General features: G+C 71.2%; 11 protein-coding genes, 2 tRNA genes and 1 pseudogene. 9 read left to right on the top strand and 5 right to left on the bottom strand.

Annotated features, from left to right (window positions below):
• Window positions 1-1,239 (bottom strand): zinc-dependent metalloprotease, encoded by a 1,239-nt coding sequence (locus AB0G10_RS01915; protein WP_360915024.1) that lies wholly within the window; start codon window positions 1,237-1,239, stop codon window positions 1-3.
• A gap of 109 nt (window positions 1,240-1,348) precedes the next feature.
• Between AB0G10_RS01915 and AB0G10_RS01920 the strand changes: the two genes are divergently transcribed.
• The 4 genes from AB0G10_RS01920 to AB0G10_RS01935 all read left to right on the top strand — a co-directional run bounded on the left by AB0G10_RS01920 (window position 1,349) and on the right by AB0G10_RS01935 (window position 7,540).
• Window positions 1,349-2,377 (top strand): PDZ domain-containing protein, encoded by a 1,029-nt coding sequence (locus AB0G10_RS01920; protein ID WP_360915027.1) that lies wholly within the window; start codon window positions 1,349-1,351, stop codon window positions 2,375-2,377.
• Between the two features lie 127 nt (window positions 2,378-2,504).
• Window positions 2,505-5,480, top strand: coding sequence for a UPF0182 family protein (locus AB0G10_RS01925; protein ID WP_360915030.1), 2,976 nt, complete (start codon window positions 2,505-2,507; stop codon window positions 5,478-5,480).
• Between the two features lie 68 nt (window positions 5,481-5,548).
• A tRNA-Met gene (locus AB0G10_RS01930) sits at window positions 5,549-5,622 on the top strand.
• A 253-nt stretch (window positions 5,623-5,875) separates the two neighbouring features.
• Window positions 5,876-7,540 carry a HAMP domain-containing sensor histidine kinase gene (locus AB0G10_RS01935; protein ID WP_360915033.1) on the top strand — a complete coding sequence of 555 codons (1,665 nt, stop codon included), beginning with the start codon at window positions 5,876-5,878 and terminating at the stop codon, window positions 7,538-7,540.
• 38 nt (window positions 7,541-7,578) lie between these two features.
• On the opposite strand, the gene AB0G10_RS01940 is transcribed toward AB0G10_RS01935, so the two are convergent.
• A tRNA-Met gene (locus AB0G10_RS01940) sits at window positions 7,579-7,652 on the bottom strand.
• A gap of 76 nt (window positions 7,653-7,728) precedes the next feature.
• Here AB0G10_RS01940 and AB0G10_RS01945 point away from each other — a divergent pair.
• Both AB0G10_RS01945 and AB0G10_RS01950 read left to right on the top strand, forming a co-directional pair.
• On the top strand, window positions 7,729-8,490 hold the full coding sequence (locus AB0G10_RS01945) for a pentapeptide repeat-containing protein (protein WP_360915036.1): 762 nt from the start codon (window positions 7,729-7,731) through the stop codon (window positions 8,488-8,490).
• 9 nt (window positions 8,491-8,499) lie between these two features.
• Window positions 8,500-9,447 (top strand): annotated as a pseudogene (locus AB0G10_RS01950) (TerC family protein); the annotation flags it as partial.
• A 285-nt stretch (window positions 9,448-9,732) separates the two neighbouring features.
• Here the strand turns inward: AB0G10_RS01950 and AB0G10_RS01955 are convergent.
• Together AB0G10_RS01955 and AB0G10_RS01960 are read right to left on the bottom strand one after the other, a co-directional pair.
• The gene (locus tag AB0G10_RS01955; RefSeq protein WP_360915039.1) at window positions 9,733-10,698 is read right to left on the bottom strand and encodes a translation initiation factor 2; all 966 of its coding nucleotides are present in this window, start codon (window positions 10,696-10,698) and stop codon (window positions 9,733-9,735) included.
• Window positions 10,699-10,858: 160 nt separating this feature from the next.
• Window positions 10,859-11,710 (bottom strand): fused MFS/spermidine synthase, encoded by an 852-nt coding sequence (locus tag AB0G10_RS01960; RefSeq protein ID WP_360915042.1) that lies wholly within the window; start codon window positions 11,708-11,710, stop codon window positions 10,859-10,861.
• A gap of 82 nt (window positions 11,711-11,792) precedes the next feature.
• Here AB0G10_RS01960 and AB0G10_RS01965 point away from each other — a divergent pair, with 82 nt between their 5' ends.
• The 3 genes from AB0G10_RS01965 (at window position 11,793) to AB0G10_RS01975 (ending at window position 15,086) form a co-directional block, all read left to right on the top strand.
• Window positions 11,793-13,349 (top strand): DUF1800 domain-containing protein, encoded by a 1,557-nt coding sequence (locus AB0G10_RS01965; RefSeq protein ID WP_360915045.1) that lies wholly within the window; start codon window positions 11,793-11,795, stop codon window positions 13,347-13,349.
• Window positions 13,350-13,351: 2 nt separating this feature from the next.
• The gene (locus AB0G10_RS01970; RefSeq protein WP_360915048.1) at window positions 13,352-14,620 is read left to right on the top strand and encodes a DUF1501 domain-containing protein; all 1,269 of its coding nucleotides are present in this window, start codon (window positions 13,352-13,354) and stop codon (window positions 14,618-14,620) included.
• 94 nt (window positions 14,621-14,714) lie between these two features.
• A complete protein-coding gene (locus AB0G10_RS01975; RefSeq protein ID WP_360915051.1) occupies window positions 14,715-15,086 on the top strand; it encodes a hypothetical protein in 372 nt (123 codons plus the stop codon).
• Here AB0G10_RS01975 and malQ read toward each other — a convergent pair.
• Window positions 15,083-17,152, bottom strand: coding sequence for a 4-alpha-glucanotransferase (malQ, locus tag AB0G10_RS01980; RefSeq protein ID WP_360915054.1), 2,070 nt, complete (start codon window positions 17,150-17,152; stop codon window positions 15,083-15,085). The two genes, AB0G10_RS01975 and malQ, sit on opposite strands and share 4 nt — an antisense overlap.
• Window positions 17,153-17,163 lie beyond the last annotated feature (11 nt).

Raw genomic sequence — 17,163 nt, forward strand, 5'->3', positions numbered from 1 at the left:
CTAGTCGTCCTCCTTGGGCGCCTCGCCCAGGTTGTCCAGCTCGCTGATGTCCCAGTCGGAGCGGGTCCGGGCGAAGGCCGCGGGGTCGGCGAAGTCGTCCTCGGTGGGCAGCAGGTCGGGGTGGTCCCAGAGCGCGTCGCGCCCCCCGATGCCCCGGTGCTCGGCCACCGACGCCCAGAGCGCCCCGGCCTCGCGCAGCCGGCGCGGGCGCAGCTCGAGGCCGACCAGCGCCGCGAACGTCTGCTCCGCGGGACCGCCCGCGGCCCGGCGGCGGCGGAACGCCTCGCCGAGCGGGACCACCGACGGCAGGCGGTCGCCCGCGGCCGCGTCGACCACGTGGCCGACCCAGCCCTCGACCAGCGCGAGCGCCGTCTCGAGACGGGCCAGGCTGGCCTTCTGCTGCGGGGTGTCCTCGGGGGTGAAGATGCCCTCGAGCGCCATCTGCTGCATCGACTCGGGGTCGCTCGGGTCGACCCGGCTCATCGCGTCCTCGATGGCCTCGCGGTTCACGGTGATGCCGTTCGCGTAGGTCTCGACCGCGCTCAGCACGTGCGACCGCAGCCACGGGACGTGCCCGAAGAGCCGCTGGTGGGCCGCCTCGCGCAGGGCCACGTAGAGCCGGACCTGGTCTTCCGGGAGCTCGAGGCCGGACCCGTACGCCTTGATGTTGGACGGCACGAGCGCGGCGGTGCCGGCCGGGCCGAGTGGGAGGCCGATGTCGCCGGCCGAGAGCACCTCGGCGGCGAGCTGGCCGAAGGCCTGCCCGAGCTGCCCGCCGAAGAGCGCCCCGCCGAGGGTGGCGACCATCGACTGCATCGGGCCGAGCTGGGCGCGGGCCTCCTCGGGCACGAGGTCGCCCATGGCGCCCACCATGCGGCCGGCGATCGGCTCGCACAGCTTCTTCCACACGTCGAGGGTGTTGTAGATCCACTCGTTGCGGTTCCACGCCACGGCCTTGTGGATGCCGCTCGGGAGGGCGGTGACCGGGTCGAGCCAGAGGTCGGCGAGGCGCAGCGCCTCCTCGACCTGGTGGCGCTCCAGCATGTTCACCGATGGGTCGCCGGTCGCGGAGAGCTGGCTGGCCGCGACCTGCCGGGCCAGGTCCCAGTTCACCGGACCGCTGCCGGGCGCGGCGAACATCTGCTGCAGCTGCGCCATGAACTGCTGCATCTGCTGCGGGTCGGAGGGGTCGGGCGGCTGAGCGCCCGGCAGGGAGAAGCCGAACGGGATATCAGGCACGTCCCCAACGGTACGCGTGAAAAGCCCGTAGCGGACTGAGGGAGCCGTCAGCTCAGAGAGAACTCAGGGGTTCAGAGAGAACTCAGGGTGGGTGGGTACGCTCACGCGCATGAGACGTCGCGGTGTCACGGTCATCCTCGGCGCCCTGATCACCGCTCTGCTGGCAGCCGGTGTCATGGTCGCACCCCTGCCCTACGTGGTGCTCAAACCCGGCCCCACGGTCGACACCCTCGGCTCCGACAACGGCACCGAGGTGATCCAGGTCAAGAAGGGCGAGACCTCGACCTCGAAGGGCCAGCTGCGGCTCACCACCGTCAACGTCCAGTCGAAGGTCGAGCTGGTCTGGGCGATCGAGGGCTGGCTGAGCGGCGAGGACGCGGTCGTCCCCAAGGAGCTGATCTACCCGCCGGACCAGACCGAGAAACAGGTCCAGGAGCAGAACGCGCAGGAGTGGAAGCAGTCGCAGACGAGCGCCGAGACGGTCGCGCTGCGCGAGCTGGGATACCCCGTCCTCACCTCGGTGCGCAAGGTCACGTCCGGCGGCGCGGCCGAGGGGAAGCTCCTCGCCGGCGACGTGATCACCTCGGTCGACGGCACCGAGATCGAGAACCCCTCGCAGGTCACCGAGCTGATCCGGGCCAAGCCCGCCGGGACCGCCCTGACCGTGGGCTACGACCGGGGCGGCCAGGCCGGCACCGCGCAGATCACCTCGAAGGCCGGCGGGGACGACGACACCCCGCGGATCGGCATCGAGATCGAGACGACCCAGCCGAACCCGTTCGACATCGAGATCGACCTCGACAAGATCGGCGGGCCGAGCGCCGGCCTCATGTTCTCCCTCGGCATCATCGACAAGCTCAAGCCGGAGGATCTGACCGGCGGCAAGATCATCGCGGGCACCGGAACCATCGACGACGACGGTAATGTCGGGCCGATCGGCGGCATCCCGCAGAAGCTCGTGGGAGCGAAGAAGGCGGGCGCCGAGCTCTTCCTGGTGCCCGAGGACAACTGCGCGGAGGCGCTTCGCAACACCGTGCCCGGCCTGCCGATGGCCGAGGTCGCCACGGTGGATGACGCCCTCACCGCACTTGCGACATTCGCCTCCGGCGGAACCCCGAAGCCCTGTACGGCGTCGTAGGTCCTACCGGTGGTGACGAGACAGTTCGTCCGCGTATTGAAGCTGGATGCGACATCGTTAAGGTGAATCACCGGCCAGACGAAGTGTGGAGCCAACGTTGGTCATGCGTAACAGTCCTCTACCGAGGATGAGCCGGCGCGGTCGCGTCACCGTCGGCGTCCTGGTCGGGGTCTTCATTCTTTTCACGCTGCTCGGTTGGGGCATCGACGCGTACACCGACTACCTGTGGTTCTCCGAAGTCGACTTCACCAACGTCTTCTCGGAAGTCCTGATCACCAGGTTGCTGCTCTTCCTGGCGGTCGGTGTGGCGATGACCCTCGTGGTGGGTGGCAACCTCTACCTGGCGTACCGGCTCCGGCCGCTGCTGCGCCCCCACTCCCAGGAACAGGCCACCCTGGAGCGCTACCGGATGATCCTGGCGCCGCGCCTCGGCACCTGGGTCACCGTGGTCAGCCTGATCGTCGGCTTCTTCGCCGGCCTCTCGGCGCAGAGCCGCTGGGCCGACTGGATGCTGTTCCGCAACGGCGGCTCGTTCGGGGTCCAGGACCCCGAGCACAAGGTGGACATCTCGTTCTACATCTTCGAGTACCCGCTCTGGCGCTACCTGCTCGGCGTCGGCTTCACCGCCGTGGTGCTGTCGCTGCTCGGCGCGCTGGCGGTGCACTACATCTTCGGCGGCGTCCGCCTGCAGGGCGTCGGCGACCGGATGACCGCCGCGGCGCGGGCCCACCTGACCACCCTGGTGGCGGTGTTCGTGCTGCTCAAGGCGGTCGCCTACATCCTCGACCGCCGCGCGCTGCTGCTCGAGCAGCACGTGTCGCCGGGTCTCTACGGCGCCGGCTACACCGACGTGAACGCGCTGCTGCCGGCCAAGGAGATCCTCGCCTACATCTCCGTGGTGGTGGCGATCGCGATCATCGTCTTCTCCAACGCGGTGATGCGGAACCTGGTCTGGCCCGGCGTCTCGCTGGCCCTGCTCGCGATCTCCGCGGTCGCGATCGGCGGCATCTACCCGCTCGCCGTGCAGAACTTCCAGGTCAAGCCGAGCCTGTCGGACAAGGAAGCGCCGTACATCAAACGGTCGATCGACGCGACGCGCGACGCGTTCGCCCTGGACGCCACCGAGGTCACGCAGTACAGCGCGGCCAGCGGCAGCCCGCCGGCGAACCTGGCCGAGAACTCCAGCGCGCAGAACGTCCGGCTCATCGACCCGCAGCTGGTCTCCCAGGCGTTCACCCAGTCGCAGCAGTCCCGGGGCTTCTACGACTTCGGCGAGAAGCTCGACGTCGACCGCTACACGATCGACGGCAAGACCCAGGACTACGTGGTCGGCGCCCGTGAGATCAACGACGAGAAGCTGACCGCCCAGCAGCGGAACTGGCTGAACCGGCACACCGTCTACACGCACGGCTACGGCCTCGTGGCGGCGCCCGCCAACCAGGTCTGCGGCACCGGCCTGCCGTATTTCGTCTCCGGCTTCCTCGGCAGCACGGCGCAGGGCAACTGCGCCTCGACGACCGACGAGATCAAGGCCGAGCAGCCGCGGATCTACTACGGCGAGCAGTCCAGCGAGTACGTGATCGTCGGCCAGGAGGACGAGAACAAGAACGTCGAGTTCGACCGTCCCCAGGAGCAGAACAGCGACGCCTCCGAGCTCTACACCTACGAGGGCACCGGCGGCGTGCCGATCGGCTCGTTCTTCAAGCGGGCCGTCTTCGCGATCAAGAACACCGAGAGCAACTTCCTGCTCTCCGACGCGGTGAACTCGAAGTCGCGTCTCATGTACATCCGCAACCCGCGGGAGCGCGTCGAGAAGGTCGCACCGTTCCTCACCATCGACGGCGACCCCTACCCGGCGGTCGTCGGCGGCAAGATCGTCTGGATTCTGGACGGTTACACGACGGCGCAGACCTACCCGTACGCCCAGAAGATCAACCTGGCCACCGAGACGCGGGACGAGCTGACCGGGCAGGGCTCCTTCGCCCTCGCCCGCGACGACGTCAACTACATGCGCAACTCGGTGAAGGCGGTCGTCGACGCGTACGACGGCACCGTCAAGCTCTACGAGTTCGACGAGAAGGACCCGGTTCTCAAGGCGTGGAACAAGGCGTTCGGCGGCGACCTCGTAGTCCCGAAGGCGGAGATCCCGGCCGAGCTGTCCTCGCACTTCCGCTACCCGGCCGACATGTTCAAGGTGCAGCGCAACCTGCTGACCAAGTTCCACGTCACCGACCCGCAGACGTTCTTCTCCGGGAACGACTTCTGGGAGGTCCCGAACGCGCCGGACGCGCCGCAGAACGGCGTGAAGCAGCCCCCGTTCTACCTGAACGTGAAGCTGCCCGAGCAGGACGAGACGCGCTTCCAGCTCACCGCCGGCGTCACACCCGCCAACCGGGAGAACATGGCCGCGCTCATCTCCGGCTCCTACATCGACGGGCAGCCCAAGCTGGAGATACTGGAACTGCCCGACGACACCGTCGTCTCCGGCCCGGTCCAGGTGCACCAGCGGATGGTCAACAACGCGAACGTCGCCTCCGACCTCGCGCTGCTCAGCAGACAGGGGCAGGCCACCGTCCTCTACGGCAACCTGATCTCCCTGCCGCTCGACAAGGACATCCTCTACGTCGAACCGGTCTACGTGCGCAGCAACAGCCAGGCCAACGCCGCGCCGCTGCTGCAGAAGGTCCTGATGTCCTACGGCGACGGCGGCACCTACGTCGTCCTCGAGGACAACCTCACGAAGGGCCTCGAGGCGCTGGCCGAACTCGGCCGGACATCGGGCACACCGACCACCGAGACACCGGGCCAGACACCGGGCACCGGGACACCCGCGTCGCCGGCGCCGGGCGCCACGCCCACGACGCCACCCGCGGTCACCGGCAACCTGGCACAGGCCGCGGCCGACGTCGACCGCGCCATCGAAGACCTGAAGGCAGCCCAGCGCAGCGGAGACTTCGTGAAGCAGGGCGAGGCGCTCAAGGCCCTCGACGACGCGATCAACCGCTTCCAGCAACTCCAGGCGGCCCAGGGTGGCGCGGCTCAGGGTGACACCCCGGCCACGTCGGCGCCCGCCATGGCGCCGACGGCCAGCGCCGGAAGCTAGATGTGGCAGCCGTCTCCGGGGGCCGTTTTGCAGCCCCCGGAGACGGTGCGCTAGTGTTAACAGGCCGACGCGGGGTGGAGCAGCTCGGTAGCTCGCTGGGCTCATAACCCAGAGGTCGCAGGTTCAAATCCTGTCCCCGCTACGAGTGAATTGGGACCGTGTGTCTGCGGAATGCGCAGACCGCGGTCCCTCTTCGCATGTCTGCCGGGGGGCCGAGCCCCCCGAACCCCCCACGTTGCGGTGGTTGCGGTGGGGGATTCTGTTGCGGTTCATTCCTTTGCATCTGTACGGGTGGAATGGGCCGTTATCGTCTTTTCATGGATCGGTGGCGGCGGTCTGCGGTTGTCATCGGGCTTGTGGTTCTGCTGGGGGCTCTGGGGACGGGGCTGTCGGCGGTGGCTCTGCACATGTCGGCCCGGGGGTGGAGTGAGCGGGCCTTCGAACAGAAGCGGGACGTCATCGCGAAAGTGGTGATGGCCGAGCTGGTGCAATATGGCGTCGCTCTCGCTGATCTGTCGGCCTCGATCGGGGCCCAGCCGGAGGTCGACGCGGCTGCGTTCGCGGCCATCACGGCTCCGATGAACGGGGAACGGCTGCCGGGGGCGGTCGCCGTGGGGTTCGTGGTGCCGGCCGGGGATGCGGACGTCGCTGGGCTTCAGGCGCGGTGGCGGGAGTCCGGCGACCCGGAATTGACGCTCTCGCCCGATCCGGCGGCGACGGGTGAGCACTACTTCGCCGTGCTCGGGAAGTCGTTGACGGGGCCCGCGACCGTACCCCAAGGGGTTGATCTCGCGAGTGTCGCGGCGGTCGCCTCGGCTCTGCGCGAGGCCCGCTCGGGCGGCGGGGTGGTCACGAGCGCCACGTTCGAGCCGGCGGGAGGCGGAGACCGGTCGTTCGTCATGGCGGCCGCGGTGCGCGGTGGTGAGGCGGGCGAGGTCCGCGGGTGGGTGGTCATGACGTTCCTGGGGCGGGAGTTCCTCGGGATGCCGGTCGGGCTCATCGGGGGCGAGCAGGTCGACGTCGAGTTCGCCGACGTCTCCGGCGACCGGCCGGTCACCGTCGCCACCTGGCAGTCCGGGGCCCGGCCGGACCACCGGATGCCGGCCTGGTCCACGGTCATGCCGGAGCCGCCGGGCCACTGGCGGCTCACCGTACGGCCCACGGTGCGGCTGCTGCCCGCCGGTCAGGCCTGGCCCGCGCCGGTCGCGGCGGTCGCCGGCAGCCTGATCACCATCCTGCTGGCGACGCTGACGGCCACCGTGGTGACGTCCCGGGACCGCGCGCTGCGCCGGGTGGACGAGGCCACCGCCGAGCTCCGCGACGACATCGCCCGCAGGGAGGCCGTGGAACAGCAGCTCCGGCGCCGCGAGGAGGAGCTGGTCGGGTTCGCCGGCGTGGTCGCCCACGACCTGCGCAGCCCGCTCGCCAACGTGGTCGGGTACGCCGACATGATCCGGCTGCTCGACGACGGCGACCTCAGCGAGAAGCAGCGGGCGCACCTCGCCAGGCTGCAGAGCAGCGCCGGCCGGATGCAGGCCCTGATCGAGGACCTGCTCGCCTACGCCACGGCCGACAACACGACCCTCAGGTCCGAGCCGGTGGACCTCGGCGCGCTGGTGGACGTCATCGTCGCCGAACGCCGCGTCACGGCGCCGGACGCCGAGATCACCCGCACCCCGCTGCCGGTGGTCCTGGGCGACGAGTCGCAGATCCGCCAGGTCCTCGACAATCTGATCGGCAACGCCGTGAAGTACACCCCGAAGGATCGGCACGCCCGCATTTCGATCAGTGCGACGGACGTCACGGAAACGTCTTTCTGCCGCGTCGAGATAGCGGATCGCGGCATCGGAATCCCGGAATCCCGGCTGTCCGAGGTCTTCAACGCTTTCACCCGGGTGGAAGGCTCCGAGAACTATCCGGGAACGGGCCTCGGCCTGGCGATCGTGCAGCGGATCGTCGAACGCCACAACGGCGACGTGGGCGTGGCCGGGAATCCCGGCGGGGGCACGATCTTCTGGTTCACGCTGCCCACGGCGGGCGCACGGAGTTCCGTACCATAGAAAAAAGGGACCGCTGATCGCGATCCCTTTTTCACTCGTAGCGGGGACAGGATTTGAACCTGCGACCTCTGGGTTATGAGCCCAGCGAGCTACCGAGCTGCTCCACCCCGCGTCGGTAAGAACAACCTTACCTCGCTTACGGAGGAGCGCCTAATCGGGGTCGGGGAGGCCGCCGTAAAATCGATGAAGTGACTGGTCTCGCCGCTGATTGTTCCCGCTGTGCCGCGCTCTGCTGCGTCGCGCCGGCATTCGCCAAGTCGTCGGATTTCGCGGTGGACAAGCCCGCCGGCCGGCCCTGCCGGAACCTGCGCGACGACTTCCTCTGCGGCATCCACGAGGAGCTGCCGCAACGCGGGTTCCCGGGATGCGTGGTCTTCGACTGCTTCGGCGCCGGGCAGCGGATCACCCAGGAGACGTTCGGCGGGCGGGACTGGCGGACCACGCCCGCGATCGCCGGGGAGATGTTCGCGTCGCTGCCGATCGTGCGGCAGCTGCACGAGCTGATGTGGTACCTCACCGAGGCGCTGAAGCTGGAGGAGGCACGGCGTCTGCATCCCAAGCTCTCGGCCGCCCTGACCGAGACTGATCAGCTTGCGGGGGCGAGCGCCGCGGAGCTGCGGGCGCTCGACGTGGACGCCCACCGCGGCCGGGTGAACCCGCTGCTGCGCCGGGCGAGCGAGATGGCGAGGGCGACGGCCGGCGGCAGGCGGCCGGACCACAGCGGCGCCCAGCTGATCGGCCGGCGGATGCGCGGCGCCGATCTGCGCGGTGCGAGCTTCCGGGGCGCGCTGCTGATCGGCGCCGACCTGCGGGACGCGGATCTGCGGCGGGCCGACTTCACCGGCGCCGACCTGCGGGGGACCGACCTCCGCGGTGCGAACCTCGCGGGCGTGCTGTTTCTCACCGCGTCCCAGCGCCGCGCCGCAGTGACGGGCGCCGATCAGCCCTAGGATGACCACATGCAACAGGTCTCCGGTGTGGTGTGGGTTCTGACCGTCCTCTTCATCATCGGCCTGCTGCTCTTCGACTTCTTCTTCCACGTCCGCAAGGCGCACGTGCCCCGGCTGCGTGAGGCCGCGCTGTGGACGTCGATCTACGTGTCGATCGCCATCCTGTTCGGCGTCGGGGTCTGGATCTTCGGCGGCTCCACGATGGGCGCCGAGTACTTCGCCGGATACGTCACCGAGGAGGCGCTCTCGGTCGACAACCTCTTCGTGTTCCTGCTGCTGATGAGCAGCTTCAAGGTGCCGCGCGCGGACCAGCAGAAGGTGCTGCTCTTCGGCATCGTGGTGTCGCTGCTGGCCCGGACCGGGTTCATCCTGGTCGGCGCCGCGCTGATCAACTCGTTCGCCTGGATCTTCTACATCTTCGGGCTGATCCTGCTGATCACCGCAGGGAACCTGCTGCGGAACAAGGGCGAGGAGGAGGAGGCGCCGGACAACATCGTGATCCGGCTGGCGCGCCGGTTCCTGCACACCTCCGACGACTACGACGGCGACAAGCTCTTCACCTACCAGGACGGCAAGCGGATGCTCACGCCGATGCTGCTCGTCATGGTGGCGATCGGCGGCACCGACATCCTGTTCGCCCTCGACTCGATCCCGGCGATCTTCGGGCTCACCCAGAACGTCTACCTGGTCTTCACGGCGACCGCGTTCTCGCTGCTCGGGCTCCGGCAGCTCTACTTCCTGATCGACGGGCTGCTGGACCGGCTCGTCTACCTGTCCTACGGCCTGGCCGCCATCCTCGCGTTCATCGGCGTGAAGCTGGTCCTGCACGCGCTGCACGAGAACAACATCCCGTTCATCAACGGCGGCGAGCCGGTCGACGTCGCCGAGATCCCGACGGCGCTCTCGCTCGGCGTCATCGTCGGCGTCCTGCTGATCACCGTGGTGGCGTCGCTGCTCAGCCCGAAGGGACGGGCCCGGACGCACGTGGCGGCGGCCCGCCGGCACGCCACCGAGTTCCTCGACATCGAGACCGACCCGCGGTACTGCGACGAGATCTACCACCGTCTCCTCGAGGAGGAGCAGAGCCTGCGCGGGCTGCCCGAGCGCTACCGGGACCGGATCCGGCAGGAGGACGAGCTCATGGCGCTGCTGCGCCGGGCCCACCAGGTGCACGCCGAGCGGGTCGCCGAGGGCCGGTGCTTCGCGGCGCCGTCGGCGACCAGGGCGTCCGAGGCCTGATCTCTAGCGCGCCGTGCCGGGGTCGACGTCGGCGTTCAGGTATGCCGACAGGTTGGTGACCTGGCCGGGCCGGTCGTCGTCCGAGGCGGAGACCAGGCCGGCGATCCGGGCCGCGAGGCTCGCGGCGCGGGAGGCGAGGTCGGGCTCGGAGTACCGGCTGTCCTGCTCGGCCCGGAGTGCCTGCTCGGCGCGGATCGCGTCGGCGGCGAGGCCGGGCCGGTCCACGGCGTGGCCGGCCGAGACAGGGGTCGCCGAGATGGGGGTCGCCGAGATCGGAGTGGCCGAGACGGGAGCGGCCGAGACCGGGGCGGCCTCGTACACCTCCTCGGCCTCGTAGACCTCCACGTCGATCGGCTCGTCGGCGTACGCCTCGTCGGCATACGTCTCCCCGGCGTACGGGGCCGGGACCTGCACCGAGCCGAGCAGGCTCACGGTCTGCCCCTCGCCGCCCTGGTAGTTGCTGAACTCCGGGCCGATCACGAGCCGGGACAGCATCCGGGCCTGCGGGGCCGGCACGCCGATCTCGTTCGCGTTCTCCACCCGGAACCGGGCGATCGCCTGCCGCATCACGTTGGCGAGACGGTCGGCGTCGCCGACCGTGGCGAGCGCGCCGCCGGCGAAGACCAGGGCCGGGAAGCTGCCCTCCGGCCCGTTGCAGACGAGCTGGATCTGGGTCACCGTGGCGTTGCGCCCGGTCTCCCGGTTGCCCGGCTGCACGCGCAGGTGCTGCGGCCAGAGCCAGAAGAGCTCGCCGCTACGCAGCGTGGACTCGTCCGCGTGGGTGTAGCGGACGCGCCGGTCGGTGACGAGGACGTCGGTCTCCTCGGGCAGCGTCCACCGCGGTAGCGAGGACGCCTCGTCGAACGCGTACTCGGCGACGGCGCAGTGGCCCTGCCAGAGCACACGCTCCCCGCTGTCCAGCGGTCCCAGGTCCGTACCGGGAGCGGACAGGAAGTGCTGGTGGAACATCGTGCGCCTTCCCCGTGGTTCGCCGCATCCGCCATGTGCGGCCGCACCGATTACAGCCTGTCGCATCCGGTGCCGCCAGTCACCGGGCGCGAATCACAGCGGAACTTGCGAAATCGACGCAGTGCGGTGATCAGTGGTGCACCTACGGCCGATCTGGTCATCACTTTCGGTTACCGAAGAGGCCGGCCGGTGGCGGCGGCGAGGGCGTCGCGGTGGCGTCGGCGACCGCCGCCACCCCGCCGGTGAAGCGATCGAGGTCGGTCTCCACCCGGCCGGGGAACCAGTCGCCGGCGGCCCGGCGGGTCAGCTCGGCGACCGGCGGCGGGGTCCGGCCGGCGAGCACCACGAGGTTGCCGAACCGCCGGCCGCGCAGCACCCCGGCGTCGGCGATGAGGCAGGCCTCGGGCAGGGCCGCCCGGATCGTGGCGACCTGGCTGCGGGCGTACTTGAGCGGCGGGCCGTCGGCCACGTTCGCGATGAGCCAGCCGGCCGGGGCGAGGACGCGGGCCACCTGCCGGGCGAACTCGGTCGAGTTCAGGTGGGCCGGGGTCCGGGCGCCCGCGAAGACGTCCAGGATGACCACGTCGTACCCGGAGTCGCGCATGCCCTCCACGGCGGCCCGGGCGTCCGCCACCCGGACCCGGATGTTGCCCGCCGCCGGGAGCGGCAGCGCCTCGCGCACCAGCTCGACCAGCGGCCCGTCGATCTCAATCACCCGCTGTGCGGAGCCGGGCCGGGTCGCGGCGATGTAGCGCGGCAGCGTGAGCGCACCGCCGCCGAGGTGCAGGGCCCGCAGCGGCCGGCCGGCCGGCGCGATCAGGTCGATCGCCGAGGCCATCCGGCGGACGTACTCGAACTGCAGGTACGACGGGTCGGCGAGGTCGACGTGGGACTGCGGCGCGCCGTCGAGCAGCAGGGTCCAGGCGGTGTCCCGGTCGGGGTCGGGCACCAGCTCGGCGACCCCGGACGCGACCGTCTCCACGCGTCGCCGGGACGCCCTGCGCTGTGCCATCGGGCAAGTATGTCCGGAGCAGTTCGGTAGCGCGGCGCGGGGAACCCAGCGATCACCCGGGAAACCTCCGACTTCTGCGTCCGTGAGCGCATTCGAGCAGACGATGACCCGGCGCGGCGTCCTCGGGACGGCGGCGGCGGCCGGTGTGGCGGCCGCCCTTCCCGCCGTGCCGGCCGCGGCGGCCACCGCCTCCACCGCGGGCGCGGCGGCGGAGTTCCTCTCCGACGATCAGGCCCTGCACCTGCTGCGCCGGGCCACCTTCGGGCCGAGCCCCTCCTCGATCGCCGAGATCCGCCGGCTGGGCGCCGGCGCCTGGCTGGAGCGGCAGCTCAACCCGGTCTCGATCCCGGACACCGTGGCCGAGCGGGTCGTCGCCCGGCTGCCGCTGGCCGGCCTCGGCATCGCCGACATCCGCGCCCGGGTCGCCGCCGGCACGCTCAAGCAGTACAGCTGGGACCCGATGTGGCAGCTCGGCTTCGCCGCGGTGGCCCGGGCCATGTGGGGCGAGCGCCAGCTGTTCGAGGTGATGGCGGACTTCTGGAGCAACCACCTGAACGTCACCTGCCCGCACGGCGACGTCTGGGACAGCCGGATCGACTACGACCGCAACGTCATCCGCAAGTACGCGCTCGGCACCTTCGCCGACCTGCTCAAGGCGTCGGCGCGGCACCCGGCCATGCTCACCTACCTGGACAACCGGTTCTCCACGAAGGCCGCGCCGAACGAGAACTACGGCCGTGAGCTGCTGGAGCTGCACACCGTCGGCCTCGCCTACGCCGAGTCGGACGTGAAGGACGCGGCGCGCCTGCTCACCGGCCTGACCGTGGACAACGCCACCGGCCGGTACCGGTACGACGGCGCCGGCCACGCGACCGGGGCCGTCCGGGTGCTGTCCTTCCAGCACGCCAACACCACCGCGGCCGGCGGCGAGGCGGCCGCCCTCGCGCTCCTCGACTACCTGGCCCTGCACCCGGTCACCGCCCGCCGGATCGTCACGAAGCTCTGCGTCCGGTTCGTCGCCGACGAGCCGCCGGCCGACCTGATCACCGCGCTGGTCAAGGTGTACCTCGACAACAGGTCGGCGATCGTGCCGGTGTTGCGCGCGCTCTTCACGTCGCCGCAGTTCGCGGCGTCGATCGGGGCGAAGACCCGGACGCCGTTCGAGGACCTCGCGGCGACCGTGCGGACCCTCGGCTACGGCCCGGCGACGTCCGGGACGAAGTTCCTGGAGAGCCTCTACGGGATGGCCCGGGACGCCGGCCACGCGCCGATGAACTGGGCGCCGCCGAACGGGTACCCGGACGTCGCGAGCGCCTGGGCGTCCCCGTCCGGACTGCTGGTGCGCTGGAACTTCCACCTCTCCATCGCGGCCGGCTGGTGGCCGGACACCCTGGTCCGCCCGGCGAACCCGGCGACCGGGATGCTCGGCGTGCTGCCCGCCACGTACGGGGCGTTGATCACACAGCTCGGCGTGCGGCTGCTCGGCACGGCCCCACCGGCTAAGCACGTGACCGCCCTCGCCGAGTTCTATGGCAAGACGCCGGCGTCACCGCTGAAGGCCACCGATCCGGCGGCCGGCTGGATGTTCCCGTACCTGATGGGGTTGTTGTTGAACTCCCCCTCCTTCGCGCTGAGGTGACGATGACCGAGACCTTCTCCTGCTGCGACGACCAGCGTCAGGCCACCGTCTCCCGGCGGCGGCTGCTCGCCACCGGCGCGGCCGGCGCGTTCGCCGGGCTGGTGGGATCGCAGCTCGACACCGGCCTCGCGTTTGCGGCCGACGCCTCGTACGACGGCGACGTGATCGTGCTGCTCTCGCTGCGCGGCGGCTTCGACGGGCTGTCCGCGGTCGTGCCGCACGGCGACGCCGCGTACTACACCGCCCGGCCCGGCATCGGCGTGCCGAAGGCGCAGCTCATCGGCGGGGACGCGGTCTTCGGGCTGCACCCGGCCCTCGCGCCGCTGCTGCCGTACTGGACCGGCGGGCAGCTCGCCGCGGTGCAGGCGGTCGGCCAGCCGGCGCCGAACCGGTCGCACTTCTCCGCCATGGAGGAGCTGGAGCGGGCCGCGCCGGGCACCTCGATCCGCACCGGCTGGCTCAACCGGATGCTCGGCACGCTCGGCGGCGCGGACCCGTTCCAGGCGGTCGCGATGGGCACCGCCATGCCGGCCCGGGTGCTGGGCGGCCCGGCGCCGTACCTCGGCCTCACCTCGATCGACAAGCTGCAGCTCACCGGCGATCAGGCGGACCGGCCGATCGCCGCGACGATGAGCAGGCTCTACGAGGGGGCGCCGGCCGCGCTGGCGCAGACCGCCGGCCAGCTCACCGGCGCGCTGAGCCGGGGCGCCGGGCTGCGGGCCGCCGGGTACACGCCGGCGAACGGCGCGGTCTACCCGGACACCGACCTCGGCCGCGCGCTGCGCGACGTGGCCCGGCTGATCAGGAGCGGGACCGGCCTGATGAGCGCCACCGTCGACTCCGGTGACTGGGACATGCACGAGAACCTCGGCGTCGCGGCGCCCGGCCGGCGGATGTACGACCAGCTGAAGGCGTTCGCCACGGCGCTGGCGGCGTTCGCGGCCGACCTGGGTCCGGAGGGCCTGAGCCGGGTCTCGCTCATCACGATCAGCGAGTTCGGCCGCCGGGTCACCCAGAACGGCTCGGGCGGCCTGGACCACGGGTACGGCAACGCCATGTTCGTGCTGGGCGGCGGCGTGCGGGGCGGCCGGGTGTACGGCCGGTGGCCCGGTCTCACCGCGGCGGACCTGCGCGATGGCGACCTCGCGGTGACCACCGACTACCGGTCGGTGATCGGCGAGATCCTGCGGACCCGGTGCGGGGCCGCCGACCTGTCCGCGGTCTTCCCGGGGGTGACCGCGTCGTCGCTGGGCTTGACGACCAGCCGATAAGAGGCCGATAAGCAGGGAAAAAGGGCAAAACCGCCATCCGGCTCATGGGGTGCGCTTCACACTGAAACGCAACACCACGAACACGGAGGTGACGGTGTCGAGCAACGTGCTTGCCGAGATCATGAGCCAGCGGCGGCCATCAGGGCCGCCGCCGGTCCGCGAGATGCCCGGAATCCTGGCCGCCGCGAAGCATCGCGCCGGCCCGCCGCTGCGGATCCGCCGGCACACCTCCGATGAGGGCGCGCCGTTCTGGCGCTGGGACTGCACCGGCTGCGGTGAGTACGGCGGCGGGCGGCACCACGAGGACGCGCTGAACCGGGCGCACCGGCACTGCCGGGAGCACCCGCAGCACGGCTCGTCGCTGCTGCCGCCCGCTCGCTGCCGTCAGCCGGACACCTTCCTGCCGTTGCACCCGATGCTCTACGCGGTGGACGACGACCCGCCGCCGGAGCCCCTCGCGGTCTAGACCGCGGGCGGCGGCGGAGTTCCCCCGGTGGGGCCCGCCGTCGGCCCGGTGCGCTTCTTGATCTCCTCGACGCCGCGGTCGATCTTGGCGGTGTGCTTGTGGCCGGTGCGCCGGTCCACCTCGTCACCGATCTTGTCGAGCGCGGCGTCGACCTTGTCCTCGTGCTTGTTGACCAGTTCCTTGGCCTTGTCCAGGAAGCCCATGTGGCTCCTCTTACCCAGAATCCCGGCCACTTCCCCGAAGATCGGGTGCCGGATCACGTCGGCGAGGTCCGGGGTGAGCGGGATCCGCCAGTTCGGGTACTCGTCGAAGGTGCCGGGCAGGTTCGGCTGGCGGCTCTCCAGCAGGACGTCGTGCAGCGACGCGGTGACCAGCCGGCACGGGGTGCGGGCCAGGAACCGGTGCATCGCGAGCACGGTCTCCTCGGTGGTGGCGTCCTCGCCGAGCAGACCCTCGGCACGCAGCAGATCCAGGAGCTCGGCCCGGTCCTTCCGCCAGTTGGCGCGCTCCTGCTCGACCGGACCCGCCAGCTGACCCAGCTCCGCCCGTACGGTCACCTGCTCTCCCGCCAGGAAGCCGGCGGCGGTCGGGAGGTCGTGGGTGGAGATGCTGGCCAGGGCGTTGCGCGGGTATTCGGCCGCGGGCAGGTAGTCGCCGTCGTCGTCGCGGGTGAACCACAGCACGGCCGAGCCGAGCATGTTCGTCCGCGACAGGCCCTCGGTCACCTCCGGCAGGACCGTCCCGAGGTCCTCGCCGATCACCACGGCGCCGGCCCGATGCGCCTCGAGCGCCAGGATGCCGAGCATCGCCTCCGGGTCGTAGTGCACGTACGTGCCCTCGGCCGCGCCCAGGCCCGGCGGCACCCACCAGAGCCGCCAGAGCCCGGCCACGTGGTCGACCCGCAGGCCGCCGGCGTGCCGGAAGATCCGGCGCAGCATGTCCCGGTAGGCGGCGTAGCCGGTCTCCACCAGCCGGTCCGGGCGCCAGGCGGCGAGTCCCCAGTCCTGGCCGAGCTGGTTGAACGCGTCCGGCGGCGCGCCCGCCCGGACGCCCGGCGCGAGCACGTCCTGGAGCAGCCAGCCGTCCGCGCCGCCCGGGTCGATGCCGACCGCGAGGTCGTGCACGATCCCCACCGGCATCCCGGCCGCCGCCTCCCGGGCCGCGACGAGTTGCTCCTCGACGAGGTGCTGCACCCAGGCGTGGAAGGCGACGCGCTCCGAGCGGTAGGCGAGCACGTCCGGCGAGTCCGGCCGGCGCAGCCGCTCCGGCCACTTCCGCCAGTCCGGGCCGTGCTCCTCGGCGAGCGCGCAGAACCGGGCGAAGTCGGTGAGCCCGGGGTCGCCCTCCAGGTCGACGTCGCCGGCGAGCGGCCGGAGCAGCTCCAGCGCGGCCAGCTTCGCGGCCCACACCGCGTCGTAGTCGATCAGGCCGTCGGCGGGCGGAGCCGGCTTCAGCGCGTCCACCCGGGCCTGGAGCGCGGCGTCCGCCCGCCGGTACGCGTCCAGGTCGGTGATCCGCAGGTAGAGCGGGTTCGCGAAGCGCCGGCTCGACGGCGAGTACGGCGACGCCGGCACCGGGTGCGTCGGCGTGATCGCGTGCAGCGGGTTGAGCAGCACGAGCCCGGCGCCGGCCGCGCCGGCCACGAACGTCCTCAGGTCGCCGAGGTCGCCCATGCCCCAGGAGTCCGCCGAGTGCAGCGAGTAGAGCTGGATCATCCAGCCCCAGGTCTCGGGTGGCTCGGGAAGCTCGGCCGGGCACACGACGAGGGTGACCTCGCGGTCACCGCTGCGGAGCCGATGCCAGCCGAGCGGGAGCTCACCTCCGGCGAAGGTGGTGCCGTCCTCCAGGGTGATCTCGCCGGGGACCGGGACCGGCTCACCGGCGCGCAGCACGATCGTCCCCGGCAGGCGATCCGCGTCCCGGGCCGGGCTCTCCGGCGAGGCGCCGAGCAGGCCGAGCACGCCGCGCACGGACTCCTCGGAGACCTCGGTGCGTTTGCGCCGCCAGTCCTCGTACCACGTGGCAACCCCGTGCGCCTCGGCCAGCGCCACCAGATCCGCGTCCATTGCCTGTCCTT

Source organism: Actinoplanes sp. NPDC023714, from assembly GCF_040639855.1.
Taxonomy (GTDB): domain Bacteria; phylum Actinomycetota; class Actinomycetes; order Mycobacteriales; family Micromonosporaceae; genus Actinoplanes.